The 15,150-nt window shown below is 69.6% G+C and carries 13 protein-coding genes and 1 pseudogene; 8 read left to right on the top strand and 6 right to left on the bottom strand.

Annotated elements, in window-relative coordinates:
- From D8M39_RS07105 to D8M39_RS07095, 3 genes and pseudogenes are all read right to left on the bottom strand, one after another.
- Positions 1-1,697: pseudogene (locus D8M39_RS07105) on the bottom strand (hypothetical protein); the annotation flags it as partial.
- Between the two features lie 123 nt (positions 1,698-1,820).
- The gene (locus D8M39_RS07100; protein WP_126874715.1) at positions 1,821-3,239 is read right to left on the bottom strand and encodes a glucose-6-phosphate dehydrogenase; all 1,419 of its coding nucleotides are present in this window, start codon (positions 3,237-3,239) and stop codon (positions 1,821-1,823) included.
- Between the two features lie 164 nt (positions 3,240-3,403).
- The gene (locus D8M39_RS07095; protein ID WP_126874714.1) at positions 3,404-3,700 is read right to left on the bottom strand and encodes a hypothetical protein; all 297 of its coding nucleotides are present in this window, start codon (positions 3,698-3,700) and stop codon (positions 3,404-3,406) included.
- A 462-nt stretch (positions 3,701-4,162) separates the two neighbouring features.
- Between D8M39_RS07095 and D8M39_RS07085 the strand changes: the two genes are divergently transcribed.
- The gene (locus D8M39_RS07085) at positions 4,163-4,525 is read left to right on the top strand and encodes a hypothetical protein (RefSeq protein WP_238693996.1); all 363 of its coding nucleotides are present in this window, start codon (positions 4,163-4,165) and stop codon (positions 4,523-4,525) included.
- A 24-nt stretch (positions 4,526-4,549) separates the two neighbouring features.
- Here D8M39_RS07085 and D8M39_RS07080 read toward each other — a convergent pair.
- The 3 genes from D8M39_RS07080 to D8M39_RS07070 all read right to left on the bottom strand — a co-directional run bounded on the left by D8M39_RS07080 (position 4,550) and on the right by D8M39_RS07070 (position 8,045).
- Positions 4,550-5,715, bottom strand: a protein-coding gene (locus D8M39_RS07080) for an IS3 family transposase (RefSeq protein ID WP_126874713.1) whose coding sequence is annotated in 2 segments (ribosomal slippage) — positions 4,550-5,428 and positions 5,431-5,715 — 1,164 coding nt in all. Because the reading frame shifts where the segments join, the coding sequence is not laid out codon by codon here.
- 175 nt (positions 5,716-5,890) lie between these two features.
- Positions 5,891-7,399, bottom strand: a complete 1,509-nt coding sequence (locus tag D8M39_RS07075; RefSeq protein ID WP_126874712.1) for a multicopper oxidase family protein — start codon at positions 7,397-7,399, stop codon at positions 5,891-5,893.
- A 205-nt stretch (positions 7,400-7,604) separates the two neighbouring features.
- Entirely contained in the window at positions 7,605-8,045 is a 441-nt protein-coding gene (locus D8M39_RS07070) for a DUF6153 family protein (protein WP_055085625.1), read from the bottom strand.
- 172 nt (positions 8,046-8,217) lie between these two features.
- On the opposite strand from D8M39_RS07070, the gene D8M39_RS07065 reads away from it, so the two are divergent.
- The 7 genes from D8M39_RS07065 to D8M39_RS07035 all read left to right on the top strand — a co-directional run bounded on the left by D8M39_RS07065 (position 8,218) and on the right by D8M39_RS07035 (position 15,100).
- Positions 8,218-8,427, top strand: a complete 210-nt coding sequence (locus tag D8M39_RS07065; protein ID WP_126874711.1) for a heavy-metal-associated domain-containing protein — start codon at positions 8,218-8,220, stop codon at positions 8,425-8,427.
- Positions 8,428-8,494: 67 nt separating this feature from the next.
- A complete protein-coding gene (locus tag D8M39_RS07060; protein ID WP_055085621.1) occupies positions 8,495-10,771 on the top strand; it encodes a cation-translocating P-type ATPase in 2,277 nt (758 codons plus the stop codon).
- 52 nt (positions 10,772-10,823) lie between these two features.
- Positions 10,824-11,162 (top strand): hypothetical protein, encoded by a 339-nt coding sequence (locus tag D8M39_RS07055; protein WP_055085619.1) that lies wholly within the window; start codon positions 10,824-10,826, stop codon positions 11,160-11,162.
- A 154-nt stretch (positions 11,163-11,316) separates the two neighbouring features.
- Positions 11,317-11,913 (top strand): YdhK family protein, encoded by a 597-nt coding sequence (locus tag D8M39_RS07050; protein ID WP_055085617.1) that lies wholly within the window; start codon positions 11,317-11,319, stop codon positions 11,911-11,913.
- 89 nt (positions 11,914-12,002) lie between these two features.
- Positions 12,003-14,171, top strand: a complete 2,169-nt coding sequence (locus D8M39_RS07045; protein ID WP_126874710.1) for a copper-translocating P-type ATPase — start codon at positions 12,003-12,005, stop codon at positions 14,169-14,171.
- A gap of 11 nt (positions 14,172-14,182) precedes the next feature.
- Entirely contained in the window at positions 14,183-14,512 is a 330-nt protein-coding gene (locus D8M39_RS07040) for a metal-sensitive transcriptional regulator (protein WP_174233402.1), read from the top strand.
- Between the two features lie 33 nt (positions 14,513-14,545).
- Positions 14,546-15,100, top strand: a complete 555-nt coding sequence (locus D8M39_RS07035; RefSeq protein WP_055085613.1) for a carboxymuconolactone decarboxylase family protein — start codon at positions 14,546-14,548, stop codon at positions 15,098-15,100.
- Positions 15,101-15,150: the final 50 nt, after the last annotated feature.

Here is a 15,150-nt window from a genome sequence, read left to right as displayed (position 1 = left end):
CCCATCGCGGCGGCGGAGGCCACCACGGCGGCGCGGCCGCGGGAGCGCTCGGAACCGCGCAGACCGCGGGTGACCCCGGCGGGCAGGGAGTTCATGAACGCGGGCACCACGAAGCGGGCGAGCAGCTCGATGACCGCACCCCACAGCAGGAGCACCAGGCACGTCCACCCGGCGGGACGCAGGCTGAAGCCCGCGCCCTGGGCCCGGCTGCCGGCCTCCGCGGCGAAACCGCTGACGTTGAGCAGCCACATCAGCAGGATGCCGAGCACGAAGTACGCGAGGGGCAGCACGGCCCACGCGAAGGGGTTGCGCGCCACGCGCTGGTTCATGGGACGCACGTGCGCCCAGGCGACGGCCGCGCACAGCACGGAGACCAGCGCCAGCAGGATGCACAGCACCACGGCCCAGCCGGGCACGGTGCCCTCGCTCCACAGGTAGAACGCGTGGGAGTTGCCGGTCAGATCCGTGTAGGAGATCGCCGCGCCACCCGCGGTCAGCGCGGAGAGCAGGGAGAGCACGAACAGCCACCCCACGGCCACGGGCAGCCAGAACAGAGCGGAGAAGCCCGCCACGGCGCCGTACTTCACGAAGGCCCAGATCAGCAGGCCCAGGCCCGCCACCACGGCGAACACGGTGAACTGCACCACGACGGGACGCAGCACCTGCAGCACACCCGGCAGGGAGCGTTCAGCACCGATCACCACGCGGCCCGGAGCGGCCTGGGTGGAGCGCACGTTCAGGGCGGAGGCGATGCTCAGCAGACCCACCACCAGGAGCACGGCGAACAGGCCCGGCCCCACGGCGGTGATGCGCAGCTGGAGGGTGGAGTAGAACATGGAGAGGTCCATGCGCAGCACGGTCACCGCGGTGACGATCAGCGCCAGCGCGCCCCACACCACGCCGCCCACGGCGGCCATGACCCACTGCACTGCACGCGTCTCCACGCGCAGACCCGCGGAGAGCTTGCGTGCCACGAACCACGCGGCGGCGATGCCGCACGCCAGGGCGAAGTACTGCGGCACGGTGATGCCCGCGGTGCCGCCCTCGCCAGCGACGTTCGCGATGATGCGCAGCGGCACCAGCGCGGCCATGGCCGCCAGCTGGAACGGCACGGACAGGAACCACGCGGCACCGGAGAGGTCAGGGGCCTCGCCGGTGAAGGTGCCGATCTGGTCGTCCACCTGGTCCGTGAGACTCCCGCTGGAGTCCCCCGCGATGACCGCTCCCAGGAGCGTGAGCAGCATGGCGAGCACGGTGCCCAGCACCATGCCCACGTAGCCGGCCGCACCGGCCACGGCGGGAACCCACCAGTGGCGCGGGGTCATCGTGGACAGCGCCGCCGGCGGGGAGTAGGTGTACGGCTGCTGGCCGGGGGCGGTGGCCGTCCCGGCGCTCGCCGCACCCTGGCTGGCAGCACCGGCTGCTGCCGCGCCGTCGTGCCGGGTGTCTCCCGGCGCGGAGGTGCCCGCGGCGTGCCCAGCGGGCCGTGCGGCGTCGTCGGCGGCGGTGTTCGCCTCGGTGGGAACGGCGCCGTGGCGGGACGTGGGGGCGTCCTGCGCGGCGGTGCTGTCCTGGCTGGTGGGGGAGGGCTGCGAAGCCGCGCCGTGGCCCTCGTGGCCTGCGGCGGGGACGGCTTCGGTCTCCTCCCCGTTCGGATCCCGGGACTCGCCCGCCGGGCCGTGCGCCGATGATGGCATGTGGTTCTCCCCTGTCACGCGTTGAAGGTCCAGCGGATTCCCTGGACTTTCCCTGGATATCAGAGGAGGACACGCTTGGCGGTCATGCCCCGCCGTCAAAGGGACATGTGTATGAATAAGTCTCTATTTGAAGCGCGGGCCCGCCGATCCTGCCGGGTACTCCTGCAGGGGCGCGCAGGTGTCGTAGGCGTTCTGGATGAGGTCGATGATCCGCCACCCCTCCTCGGATGCGTCCGCGCGCACGGTGAAGGTGGGGTCCCCGTCCAGGATCCAGCGCATCACGGAGCCGTAGGCGGTGAGCCCCGGCTCGGGGACCGCGCTGGAGAGGGTCAGCCGGCTCATGCCGCGGGAGTCGAAGGGGCTGCCCACGTTCGCGGCCAGCTGCACGTGCTCCTCCTCGAAGCCGATGGTCAGCACGTTCGGGGCGGTGGGGTGCGGCCACCCCTTGTACCCGTGCGGCGGGCGGCGGAAGGTCACGCGGATGTGCTGGGCGGGGTCCCCGATGGCCTTGGCGGAGCGCAGGGTCACGGGCACGCCGTTCCAGCGCCAGGTGTCCACCTCCAGGGTGACCTGCACGAACGTCTCGGTCTCCCGCCGCGGGTCCACGTCCTTCTCGTGCGCGTAGTCCGGGACGTCGTGCCCGCCCGTGGTGCCCGCGGTGTAGCGGCCGCGGACCACGGGGGTGATCCCGGGGTGCTCGGCGGCGTGCATCGTGGACTCCTCGTCCCACAGCCGGGTGGCGCGCAGGATGTGCGCGGTGTTGGCGGGGACCTCCACGGCGTCGAAGCGGGAGGGCGGGTCCATCATCGTCAGTGCCATGACCTGCAGCAGGTGGGACTGCAGCATGTCCCGGGCCGCACCCGTGCTGTCGTAGAACTCCCCGCGGCCCTCCAGGGCGAGGGTCTCGTCGAAGACGATCTCGATGGACTCCACGTGCCGCCGGTCCCACAGTGGCTCGAACAGGCGGTTGGCGAAGCGCAGCCCCACGATGTCCAGCACGCCGGGCATGCCCAGGAAGTGGTCCACGCGGAACGTGTGCTGCTCGTCCACCAGCTGCGCCACCTGCGCGTTCAGTGCTAGCGCGGAGGCCAGGTCCGTGCCCACGGGCTTCTCGAGCGCCAGGTACAGGTCCTCGGGCAGCGAGTCCAGCTCGGCCAGCGCCGCGCACGCCTTCTTGGTGATGGCGGGAGCCAGCGCGAAGTACAGGCACACGGGGCCGACGACGTCGCCCAGCAGCTTCTCCAGGTCCGCCGCCTCGGTCACGTCGCACGAGACCCAGCGCGTCTCCCGCTGCGCCCGCTCCACGGCGGGGCCGGTGGCGTCCACGGACGCGAACGCCTTGGCGACCGTCTCCTCCCAGGTCCCCGCACGCACGTCGTCGTCCGGACCCAGTGGACCCGGGAAGTCGTCCCGGGCGGAGCCGACGATCGTGATCTCCCGCTCCGGCTGCAGGTCCAGCAGCGAACCGAGCCCCGGCAGGAGCAGTCGCGCGGTGAGGTCGCCGGAGGCGCCGAGAATCACAAGGGTCCTGATGTTGTCCATGGGATCAGGGTAGGGGGTGGGGTGGGACTGCAGGGTGGATAGCCCATCAGCCGCCGGGCAGTCTCGGCCCGAGTCAACAGCGTTACGTCCTCCTGCATCCAGGGACGCCGACTGTTCTCGGGTGCTTACCCGCGCGTAGCCAGTCGTCCTGTGTCCCCTGGGGCTCAGGCGGCTCGCAGGAAGCGTGCCAGGGCCTCGCGTACGACTTCGCTGGCCTTCTGGCCGTGGTCGGTGGCGTAGGCGTCCAGCTGCTCTTTCAACGCCTGGGGGATGCGGGTCTGGATCACCGGGGAGGGTCCGCGGCCCTCGCCCACGCGCGGGCGCCCCATCTCCACGCGCTCGAACTCCTCCCAGGTCTCCACCCCGGCGGCGTCGAGCAGGATGCGCTCACCGGCCTTCGGGTCGCGGGTCAGGCGGCTGGCGTTGGGAACGACGGTGCCGCCCTCGATGTCGCGGGGCATTTTCTCGTATCAGTCCATGCTCAGTTCTCCTGGAGGTGGGGGCGGAACTTGCCGGTCAACTCCATCGCGTGGAAGATCAGCACCCCATGCGGGGGACGAATATCTGCGATGACTTCCAACCACCGGCCCGTCTGCGGGTGGCCAATGAACAGCGTTGCGTCCCCTTGCCCGTCACGGCCCGGAACGGGAACCGTGGACCACGGAAGCACGCACCGCGTACATCGCGTCTTCGCGGGCGATTCCGTGGCGGGCAGCCGAGGGGGTGAACTCAACGTTGCTCATGCTCCAGTCGGCTTAGGGCGTGGTGGGGGTGTGCCCCGGCGCGTAGGTCGTGTACCCGACTAGGTGTACTGCCCGGAGACGTTGATCGAGCCGCCACGGCCCTGGCGGTCGTGTAGCGACACCACAGTGGTCGTCAGACAAGTGACTGTTTCTGGGCCGGGGCTTCCCTAGGGTGGGTGCATGCCCGTTTGGCAGCCAGCTATCCCGCAAGGGTTGCGCCCCCATCTCCTTTCCTGGGTGGGGTACGACTTCACCAGTACCGACACCGTCCACCACGGGATTCCCTCGATGGGCGTCACGGTGGTGCTGTCGTTCGCAGAGCCCATCGACTGTGGCTGGCTTCATGGCGATGCGCGGCATCTCTGTGACGTACTAGTCTCCGGCCTGCACACCACTCCGGCTCTGATCCAGTCGAGGGGACGCCAGCAGGGCCTCGAATTGTCGCTTTACCCGCTCTCGACCCGTCGGCTTCTCGGGCTGCCGGCCGGGGAGCTGGCCGGCTCGATGGTTGATGTGAATGATCTCTCGTGGCACCGGGACTGATGCACGGGTAGGTGTCAGCTGGGGTTAGGCCGCCAGGCTGACGGTCTGGTTCATGATGGCCTCGAATTCGATGGGGGTCAATCGACCCAGGCGCGCCTGTCGTCGGCGTCGATGGTAGGTCCGCTCGATCCAGGTGATGATCGCGATCCGCAGCTCCTCTCGAGTCCGCCACCGCTTGCGGTCCAGGACGTTCTTCTGGAGCAGCGCGAAGGACGACTCCATCGCTGCGTTGTCCCCGGCGGCACCGACTTTCCCCATCGATCCGATGAGGTGATGCCGGTTCAGAGCGTGCACGAACTTCCGTGACCTGAACTGGCTTCCGCGGTCCGAGTGCACGATGCAGCCGGCAGTGTCACGACGCCGAAATACCGCGTTGTCCAGGGCGTTTACTGCGAGACGCGCTTTCATCCGGTCGCTGATGGAGTAGCCCACGATCCGGCCGGAGAACACGTCCTTGATGGCGCAGAGGTAGAGCTTGCCCTCGTCGGTGGGGTGTTCCGTGATGTCGGTCAGCCACAGTTCGTTGACGTCATCAGCAGTGAAGTCGCGCTTGACGAGGTCGTCGTGGACCGGTGGCCCGGGGCGCTTCCCGTTCTTACCGCGCTTCTTCCCGAACACTGACCACCACTGGTTGTCCCGGCAGATCTTCCACGCGGTCCGCTCACACATCTTCTCGCCGGTGTCGGCGGCTTCGTCGACCAGGAGCCGGTAGCCGTACTCGGGGTCGTCGACGTGGGCGTCCAGCAGGGCGTTGGCCCGGTAAGCCTCGATCAGTTCGGCATTGGTGACCTGCTGTTTCCGCCAGCGGTAGTAGGGCTGGCGGGAGAGCTTCAGGACCCGCAGGGACACCGTGACGGGGATGCCGTCGACGGCGAGCTCGCTCACGAGCGGGTAGTACCTTTTCCCGGCAGGTTCGCCTGGGACAGGTAGGCAGCGGCGCGGCGGAGGACCTCGTTCTCCTGCTGAAGCAGCCGGATCTGCTTGCGCGCCTCACGCAACTCGGTCGATTCCTCCCGGGTCCTGCCGGGGCGGTTGCCGTCGTCGATATCGGCTTGGCGGATCCATTTGTGGAGCGTCATCTCGTGGACGCCGAAGTCCTTCGCGATCTGCGCGATCGTGATGCCGTCCTCACGGGACCGGGCCACTCGCACGACGTCTTCGCGGAACTCCTGGGGGTAGGGAGCGGGCATGGTGCACATCCTTCCAGGCCGCCCTACGGGCAAGCCAGATCAGATGTCACCCATCCTTGCGGCAGTCCCTCCAGGAGGTGCGCCCTTCGTCTGTGTTGCAGCAGGCTGGTTGCGCCATCCTTATGGACGAATACTCGGCGCCTCCGGGTCACACGACTCGTTGGTCGGCTGCGGATCAGGACATCTGGTAGGCGATCGTCGTCATCATCCCCGCCTCGCCGTGATAGAGATTGTGGCAGTGACTGAGCCACCTGCCGGGGTTGTCGGCGTCGAACTCGACGCGCAGCGCCTTGCCAGGCAGGACGATCGAGGTGTCCTTGCGGGGCCCGCCGCCGGAGTGCTGGTAGGTGTGGCCGTGCAGGTGCATCGGGTGCCACATCGTGGTCGAGTTCTTGAACTCGAGCGCGACCCGCTCGCCCTGCTTGATACCGAGGGCGTCGCGCATCGGCTGGTCCACGTCCATGCGCTTGCCGTTGATCGCCCAGTCGTACTTCTCCATGCTCCCTGTCAGCTCGAGTACCAGGGTCCGGTCTACAGCGCGCTTGGGCAGCCTGACCACGGAGTCGGCCTTCAGGTCGGCTGCGGTGGCTGGGGTCTTCATCTGCGGGAGCTTGGTCTTCTTGGTCGGGGCGGTGCCGGATCCGGTGCGCAGGACGGCGAGGGCCTGGTCCTGCTTGCCGAGGGCCTCGGCGATCACGGCGAACGCGCCGTCGCCGGCGGTGATGACCGCGTCGTAGCGCTCCCCCATGCCGAGGACTACGCTCTCGGCCTCGTGCGGCTTCACGGGGAAGCCGTCGGTGTGGGTGATCGTCAGCGGGTGTTCGGCGATGCCGAAACGGAAGGCGGTGTCGCCGCCGGCGTTGATGATCCGCAGCCTGATTTTCTCTCCGGGCCTGGCGGTGAAGGTCTGTGGGTCCTTGGCGGGCTTGCCGTTGATCAGGTAGAGGGGGTAGTAGACGTCGCCGGCGTCGCCGCCGAGCAGCGGCGAGGTCGCGCCCATCAGAGTGTTGCCCATCCGCATCGGCCCCATGTCCATGCCGCCGTGGTCCATCATCCCCTTCTCGAGCTCGGCGAGGACCTGGTCGGGCGTGGCGGTGACGCCGTCGAGCCAGTCGTCGAGGACGATGACCCATTCCTTGTCGTAGTCGGCCTTCTCGTTCGGGTCGTCGATGATCAGCGGCGCGTACAGGCCGCGGTCGAGCTGCGTGCCGACGTGGGGGTGGAACCAGAACGTGCCCGACTCGGGCAGGGTGAACTCGTAGGCGAACGAGCCGCCTGGCTGGACGGCTTTCTGGGTGAGGCTCGGGACGCCGTCCATGTCGTTGCGCAGCGCCAGCCCGTGCCAGTGCACGCTGGTCGGGTCGGGCAGGTCGTTGGTCAGCGCCACCTTGAGGGTGTCGCCGACGTTGCCGCGCAATGGCTCGCTCGCCGATGCCCCGCGGTAGGCCCAGGTCTTGGCGATCTTCCCGCCGAAGTCGAGGGTGACCGGCTCGGCGGTCAGCGCGCGCTGCACGACGGTCCCGGTGCTGCGGCGTTTGGCCTCGGCCGCCGTGACCGCGGCGCTGCCGGGCTTGACGAACGAGGTCGTCTTGGTGGTGGTGGAGCTGCAGCCGGCGAGGCCGGCGGCGGTCAGCGTCAGTGCGCCGACGGACAGGAACTGGCGGCGGTTCAGGGCGGAATGCATGGGTGATGTCCTTCTGTGTCGATAGTGAGCGGTGCCACGGCATCGAGCCGGCGCGGTCGACGATCACGGTGATCGGATGCGCAGGCCTGCATGGGCCTCTGAGAAGGGCCAGCGCGCCGAGGGCGCGATGCCGTCGCGGACTCGGCAGAAGCCATGGGCCCTGCCGAGGAAGGGCGAGGAGCGCCACGTCGGCGCTCCCGGCTGCTCACGTCCGTTGGATCGACAGCTCCAGGTGAGTCAGCGCGAGCCGGCGCGGCGTCTCGGGCGGCGGCGTCGGCGCGGCCGCGGCAAGCACTGGTCGGGGCAGGCTCGCGGCGGACGGTGCCGGGAGGGCCGGAAGGTCCTTGCCAGTCGGCACGGACACGCACGTGGACCCGCCGCCGCTCATGGCGTCCGCGCACCCGCCGGAGCCGTGCATCGTGCCGTGAGGCCCGGACATCGCCGCCGCGGGGGCGGCGGTCGCCTGGTCCGCGAGGGCGGGCGATGCCGGGGAAGCGTGCCCCGAGGACGCCATGGAGGCAGTCGCGGGCATGGGCGCGCTGGTCAGGGCGTGCATCCCGAGGAGACCCGCGATCAGCAGCGCCGCGAGGACGATCAGCGGCACCCGGCGCATGCTTCGCCTGGGCTCGGGGATCGCGGTCAACACGCTCGTTACCCTACCCCGGTGTCGTATCGGGCTCACAATCGCCATGCCGTCCCTGCGAGTGGTCGATGACCACGCCGGTGATCGCTCCCTACCTTGCGGGAATACCCAGAGGGGGTATACGGTTCTCATACAGGTACCCACCGGGGATATCGAGAAACGAAGAGGATTTGCGATGAGTGCGAACGAATATCAGGTGACGGGCATGACCTGCGGGCACTGCGAGATGTCGGTCCGCGAAGAGGTCGGCGAGATCCCAGGCGTCACCGACATCGAGGTCAGCGCCCAGACGGGCAAGCTCGTCGTCTCCGGCTCCGGCGAGATCGACGACGCGCAGGTCCTGGCCGCCGTCCAGGAGGCCGGCTACTCGGCCGTGCGCGCCTGATGAAGGCACCAGCGCGGCTCGCGGCTTACGGCACACAGCCGCGGCAGGGCAGAAGGAAGGAAAGACGATGACTGCACCAGCTTCAGCGCCGCTGAGCTCGGACACCGGCATCGAGTTGGAGGTCGGCGGGATGACCTGCGCCTCCTGCGCGAACAGGGTCGAGCGCAAGCTCAACAAGCTCGACGGCGTGACCGCGAGCGTCAACTACGCCACCGAGAAGGCCAAGGTCACCGTGCCTGCCGGCTACGACCCGGCCCTGCTGGTCGCCGAGGTCGAGAAGACCGGCTACACCGCAGCACTGCCGAAGCCCAAGGCCGCGACGACAGACGCCGCGGCCGACGGCGAGGGCCCAGCCGACGACCCCGAGCTGACCTCGCTCAAGCAGAGGCTGATCGGGTCGATCGTGCTCACCGTCCCGGTCATCGCGATGGCGATGATCCCCGCCTTGCAGTTCACCTACTGGCAGTGGGCCTCGCTGGCCCTGGCCGCGCCGGTGATCGTCTGGGCGGGCTGGCCATTCCACAAGGCCGCGTGGACCAACCTCAAGCACGGCACCGCCACGATGGACACGCTCGTCTCGATGGGCACGAGCGCGGCGTTCCTGTGGTCCTTGTACGCGCTGTTCCTCGGCCACGCCGGCATGCCGGGAATGAAGCACCCGTTCGAATTCGCCCTGGCCCGCTCCGACGGCGCGGGCAACATCTACCTCGAGGCCGCCGCCGGGGTGACCATGTTCATCCTCGCCGGCCGCTACTTCGAGAAGCGATCCAAGCGCCAAGCCGGCGCGGCGCTGCGCGCCCTGCTCGACCTCGGAGCGAAGGAGGTCTCCGTCCTGCGCGACGGAGCCGAGACCAAGATCCCGACCGCAGACTTGACCGTGGGCGACGAGTTCGTCGTCCGCCCGGGTGAGAAGATCGCCACCGACGGCACCGTCGTCTCCGGCACATCCGCTGTGGACGCTTCCATGCTCACCGGCGAGTCCGTTCCGGTCGAGGTCGTCGCGGGTGACGCGGTGACCGGAGCCACCGTGAACGCCGGGGGCCGCTTGGTCGTGCAGGCGACCCGGGTCGGCTCGGACACCCAGCTGGCGCAGATGGCCAAGCTGGTCGAGGACGCCCAATCCGGCAAAGCCCAGGTCCAGCGCCTGGCCGACCGGATCTCCGGCATCTTCGTCCCGATCGTCATTGCTATCGCCCTCGTCACGCTCGGCGCATGGCTGATATCCGGATCCGGCGTCGCGGCCGCCTTCACCGCCGCCGTCGCCGTCCTCGTCATCGCCTGCCCCTGCGCCCTGGGCCTGGCCACCCCGACTGCGCTGCTGGTCGGCACCGGGCGCGGCGCGCAGATGGGCGTGCTCATCAAGGGCCCCGAGGTCCTGGAGTCCACCCGCAAGGTCGACACCGTCGTCCTCGACAAGACCGGCACCGTGACCACCGGCAAGATGACCCTGGTCGACGCGATCACCGAGCCCGGCACCGACCGCACGGAGCTGCTGCGCCGGGCCGGTGCACTGGAGGACGCGTCTGAGCACCCGATCGCGCAGGCCATCGCCAAGGGCGCGGTCCAGGAGGTCGGCCAACTGCCGACGCCCGAGGACTTCGCCAACATCGAGGGCAAGGGCGTGCAGGGCGTCGTCGACGGCCAGGGCGTGCTCGTCGGCCGGGAGTCCCTGCTGGCCGACTGGTCCCAGCACCTCTCCCAAGAGGTCGCCGCGGCCAAGGCCGCGGCCGAGGGCGAAGGCAAGACCGTCGTCGCCGTCGGCTGGGACGGCCAAGCGCGAGGCGTCCTCGTCGTCGCCGACGCCGTCAAGCCCACCAGCGCCGAGGCCATCGCCGGACTGAAGGACCTGAGACTCACGCCGGTGCTGCTCACCGGCGACAACCAGGCCGTGGCGAAGCGAATCGCTGCCGAGGTCGGCATCGACCAGGTCATCGCCGAGGTCCTGCCCAAGGACAAGGTCGACGTCGTCACCCGCCTCCAGGACGAGGGCAAGGTCGTCGCGATGGTCGGCGACGGCGTCAACGACGCACCGGCCCTCGCCCAGGCCGACCTCGGCCTGGCCATGGGCACCGGCACCGACGTCGCGATCGAGGCCTCCGACATCACCCTCGTGCGCGGGGACCTGCGGGCCGCGGTCGACGCGATCCGCCTGTCCCGCAGGACACTGGGCACGATCAAGGGAAACCTTTTCTGGGCCTTCGCCTACAACGTCGCGGCCATCCCCGTCGCGGCGCTGGGCATGCTCAACCCCATGCTCGCTGGCGCGGCGATGGCGTTCTCGTCCGTCTTCGTCGTCGGCAACAGCCTTCGCCTGCGCGGGTTCCGCAGCGTCGCCAAGCAGTGATGTCGCGGCACCCGTCTTACCCACACGAAATCACGAAAGGCATCCACCGAGAATGAACAACGAATCCAAGACCCCCGCCAGCTGCTGCAGCACCTCCCCCGCACAGCAGGCACCCGCCGCCGAGGCACCGGCCGTCGCCGGCTCCGGCTGCTGCGGCACGACCGGCGCGGGAAGCCCCGCGGTCGAGGCCGACGGCCGCGAAGACCTCCTCGCCGGCAGCGAAGACTCCACGACCTGCCCCGTCATGGTCGGCAACCCGGTCAGCAAGAAGGTCGCCGAGGCCCAGGGCCTCTTCCGCGACTACGCCGGCCGGCGCTACTGGCTCTGCTGCGCCGGCTGCGGACCGATCTTCGACTCGGACCCGGCCAAGTACGCCGCCACCATGGCCTGATCCTTCGACGCGCTCGAGTCACGGCACCACCTCTGGGGCCCCGGGCGACTCGATCGGAACCTTCCAGCCCGACGACCACACCGATCAACCCTTTGACCTATACCCCATAGGGGTATAAGGTTGATCGGGTCAGACTGAACGAATAGGAGACCGTATGCGCAAGCGCCTCATGACGACCATCGCTGCCGGAGCCCTCGGCGGAGCACTCGTGCTCACCGGCTGCAGCACCGGCGGGGACCAGGACCAGGCGACGCCCTCGTCGACCAGTCAGCACCAGGGCCACGGAAGCACCAGCTCGAGCGACAGCGGCGGCGAGATGGAGCACCCGATGGACGGCGGACCCGCCCCCGCCGACATCGAGAAGGCCGCGTCCCCGAAGTACCCGGTCGGCACCGAGGTGACGCTCACCGCCGACCACATGGAGGGTATGGACGGGGCGAAGGCCACCATCGTCGGCGCTTTCGACACCTACACCTACGCGGTGAACTTCACGCCCACCACCGGCGGGGAGCCGGTCGAGGACCACAAGTGGGTCGTGCAGGAGGAGATCAAGGACGCCGGACCTGAGCGTCTGCCCGACGGCACCGAGGTCACGCTGGAGGCAGAGCACATGGAGGGCATGAAGGGCGCGAAGGCCACCATCGCCTCCTCCACCGACCAGACCGTCTACATGGTCGACTACGAGTCCGACGGCATGACAATGACCAACCACAAGTGGGTCGTCGAGAGCGAGATTCAGCCGGCCTCCTGAGCCGGTAGCCGGGGGCCAATTCAAGGTCCGCGGCGAGACCGACCCGATCGAAGGGAAGACCGGGGAAGAACGAGGGGAAGCGAAGAGCAATGACCGACCGGACCACGCATCACCGTCACCACGGCGAGGTCGCCGACGAGACCGCGCACAGCGATTACGCCGCCGTCCCGACGTCCGCGCCCGGCCACGAGGACGACGCACACGCCGCCCACCAGGGCCACGCCATGCAACACGGCGATCATGCAGGGCACGACGAGCACGGCGGCCATGAAGGGCACGGCGACCACGTGGGCCAGTTCCGCCGGCTGTTCTGGATCAACCTCGTCATCGCCATCCCTGTGGTCGCGCTCTCGCCCATGTTCGCCATGCTGATCGGCTACTCGGTGCCCGACTGGGCGGGGTGGGTCGCCGGGGTGCTCGGCACCACCATGTACGTCTGGGGCGGACGGCCGTTCCTCAGCGGCGGCTGGAGCGAGCTGAAGAGCCGCAAGCCGGGGATGATGCTGCTGATCTCGCTCGGCATCACCGTGGCCTTCCTCGCCTCCTGGGCCGCCACCCTCGGGCTCGTCCACCACGAGCTGGAGTTCTGGTGGGAACTGGCGCTGCTGATCGTCATCATGCTGCTGGGCCACTGGATCGAGATGCGCTCCCTGGCCCAGACCACCTCGGCGCTGGACTCCCTGGCCGCGCTGCTCCCCGACGAAGCCGAGCGCGTCGACGGCGTCGACGTCGTGAAGGTCGATCCCGCCGACCTGCGCGTCGGCGACGTCGTCATCGTCCGCCCTGGGGGCAGCGTCCCCGCCGACGGCACCGTCGTCGACGGCCGCGCCGACATGGACGAATCGATGATCACCGGTGAGTCCCGGCCCGTCGCCCGGGGCGAGGGCGACCCGGTCATCGCCGGCACGGTGGCCACCGACTCCGGCCTGCGGGTGGAGATCACCGCCACCGGGGACGACACGGCCCTGGCCGGCATCAACCGGCTCGTAGCCGAGGCGCAGAGTTCGTCTTCCCGCGCTCAGCGCATCGCCGACCGCGCCGCCGCGTGGCTGTTCTGGTTCGCCCTCGGAGCGGCTCTGATCACCGCCGTCGTCTGGACGCTGGCCGGGTCCCCCGACGACGCGGTCGTGCGCACCATCACCGTGCTCGTGATCGCGTGCCCCCACGCCCTGGGCCTGGCGATCCCGCTGGTGGTGTCGATCGCGACCGAGCGCGCCGCCGGCGGCGGCGTCCTGGTCAAGGACCGCCTCGCGCTGGAGTCGATGCGTCAGGTCGACGCCGTGCTGTTCGACAAGACCGGCACGCTCACCAGGGGCGAGCCCACCGTGACCGGCGTCGAGCCTGCCGCCGACCTGGCCGCCGACGCCGTGCTCGCCCTGGCAGCCTCGGCCGAGGCCGACAGCGAGCACCCGCTCGCCCGGGCCATCGTCGCCGCCGCGAAGGACCGCAGCCTGGCCTTCGAGCCCGGGAGCGGCTTCACCTCTTCGCCCGCCGTCGGCGTCACCGCGACTGTGGCCGGCCACGAAATCCGCGTCGGCGGGCCCCGGCTGCTCGAGGAGACCGGCCAGTCCGAGATCGACGCGGCCGATGCCTGGCGCGGCGAGGGCGCGATCATCCTGCACGTCCTGCGCGACGGCCAGGTGGTCGGCGGGCTCAAGCTCGCCGACGAGGTCCGATCGGAGTCCCGCGACGCCGTCGACGCCCTGCACCGGCTCGGCGTCGAGGTCGTCATGATCACCGGCGACGCCGAGGCCGTCGCGAACGAGGTCGGCCGGGAGCTCGGCATCGACCGCGTCTTCGCCGGCGTCCGCCCCGAGGACAAGTCGGCCAAGGTCGCCCAGCTGCAGCACGAGGGCAAGAAGGTGGCCATGGTCGGCGACGGCGTCAACGACGCCCCCGCCCTTGCCCAGGCCGACGTCGGCATCGCCATCGGAGCCGGCACCGACGTCGCCATCGCCTCGGCTGGGGTCATCCTCGCCAGCTCCGATCCACGCTCGGTGCTCTCGGTCATCCAGCTGTCGAAGGCCGCCTACCGGAAGATGAAGCAGAACCTGTGGTGGGCCGCCGGCTACAACCTGATCTCCGTCCCGCTCGCGGCCGGCGTCCTCGCACCCATCGGGTTCGTGCTGCCGATGTCGGTCGGCGCGATCCTGATGTCGCTGTCCACCGTCGTCGTCGCCCTCAACGCCCAGCTGCTGCGGCGCATCGACCTCACCCCCGAAGCCAGCACCCGCTCCGTCCTGGGGCGCCAGAAGTGAAGGACACGCCCATGACCACCGACACCGCCACCGACAGCACCGGCACCGCGGCTCACCAGCACGGCTACATCAGCGACAAGGACCGCTACCTGGCGCGCATGAAGCGCATCGAGGGCCAGGCCCGGGGCATCGCCAAGATGATCGACGACGAGAAGTACTGCATCGACATCCTCACCCAGGTCTCGGCGCTCACCCGTGCCCTGCAGGGCGTCGCCACCGGCCTGCTCGACGACCACCTCAAGCACTGCGTCCTCGACGCCGCCAAGCTCGGCGACGACGACGCGGCCATCGCCAAGATCCAGGAAGCCACCGACGCCATCAACCGCCTCGTCCGCTCCTGAACCGACGAGCAGCGCACCAAGGAGGACGCGCGCATGCCCCGCTTTGACCGGCTGACCCCGGAGACCGCCGTCGGCGCGTCCCGCGAGCTGCTCGGCGAGCTCGTCGAGCGCCACGGCACCGTCGGCGACATGGTCGCCACCATGGCCCATTCGCCGGCCGTCCTCGGCGGGTACCTGCAGCTGAGCAGGGCCATGCGCCGCGCCAAGCTCGACCGCAAGGTCAGCGAGCTGATCTCCATCGCCGTCCAGGCCCAGCAGGGTTGCGGCATCTGTCTGGCCTCGCACATCGACGCCGCCCGCTCCCTCGGCATCGCGGAGCACGAGATCGAACTCGCCCATCAGGGCGTATCGTCCAACCCCGCCGTCGCCGCGTTCATCCGGCTCGGCCTGCAGGTCTACCGCGAGCCGGCCTCCATCACCGACGAGCAGATCGACGAGCTCCGCGCGCTCGGCCACAGCGACCGCGCGATCGCTGACGTCGTCGGCGTTGTCTCCCTCAACGTCCTCACCGGCGCGTTCAACCTCGTCGCCGGACTCGCACCGAGCGGTCACTCCGGACAGCTGCAGCGCCCAGCAGACGACGCGTGAAGGCATCGACCCGGGTGAAGCGGGTACCGGTCAGCTGGGAATCCCGTCAG

The organism is Kocuria sp. HSID17590 (assembly GCF_003989485.1).
Classification (GTDB): domain Bacteria; phylum Actinomycetota; class Actinomycetes; order Actinomycetales; family Micrococcaceae; genus Kocuria; species Kocuria salsicia.
Note: the sequence above shows the minus strand (reverse complement) of the source record. Positions and strands in the feature narration are given on the sequence as shown.

Bases quoted from the DNA above. Each gene is read 5' to 3' on its own strand.
- D8M39_RS07100 (WP_126874715.1), bottom strand. From the start codon at position 3,239: ATGGACAACATCAGGACCCTTGTGATTCTCGGCGCCTCCGGCGACCTC.
- D8M39_RS07095 (WP_126874714.1), bottom strand. From the start codon at position 3,700: ATGCCCCGCGACATCGAGGGCGGCACCGTCGTTCCCAACGCCAGCCGC.
- D8M39_RS07085 (WP_238693996.1), top strand. From the start codon at position 4,163: ATGCCCGTTTGGCAGCCAGCTATCCCGCAAGGGTTGCGCCCCCATCTC.
- D8M39_RS07075 (WP_126874712.1), bottom strand. From the start codon at position 7,399: ATGCATTCCGCCCTGAACCGCCGCCAGTTCCTGTCCGTCGGCGCACTG.
- D8M39_RS07065 (WP_126874711.1), top strand. From the start codon at position 8,218: ATGAGTGCGAACGAATATCAGGTGACGGGCATGACCTGCGGGCACTGC.
- D8M39_RS07060 (WP_055085621.1), top strand. From the start codon at position 8,495: ATGACTGCACCAGCTTCAGCGCCGCTGAGCTCGGACACCGGCATCGAG.
- D8M39_RS07055 (WP_055085619.1), top strand. From the start codon at position 10,824: ATGAACAACGAATCCAAGACCCCCGCCAGCTGCTGCAGCACCTCCCCC.
- D8M39_RS07050 (WP_055085617.1), top strand. From the start codon at position 11,317: ATGCGCAAGCGCCTCATGACGACCATCGCTGCCGGAGCCCTCGGCGGA.
- D8M39_RS07045 (WP_126874710.1), top strand. From the start codon at position 12,003: ATGACCGACCGGACCACGCATCACCGTCACCACGGCGAGGTCGCCGAC.
- D8M39_RS07040 (WP_174233402.1), top strand. From the start codon at position 14,183: ATGACCACCGACACCGCCACCGACAGCACCGGCACCGCGGCTCACCAG.
- D8M39_RS07035 (WP_055085613.1), top strand. From the start codon at position 14,546: ATGCCCCGCTTTGACCGGCTGACCCCGGAGACCGCCGTCGGCGCGTCC.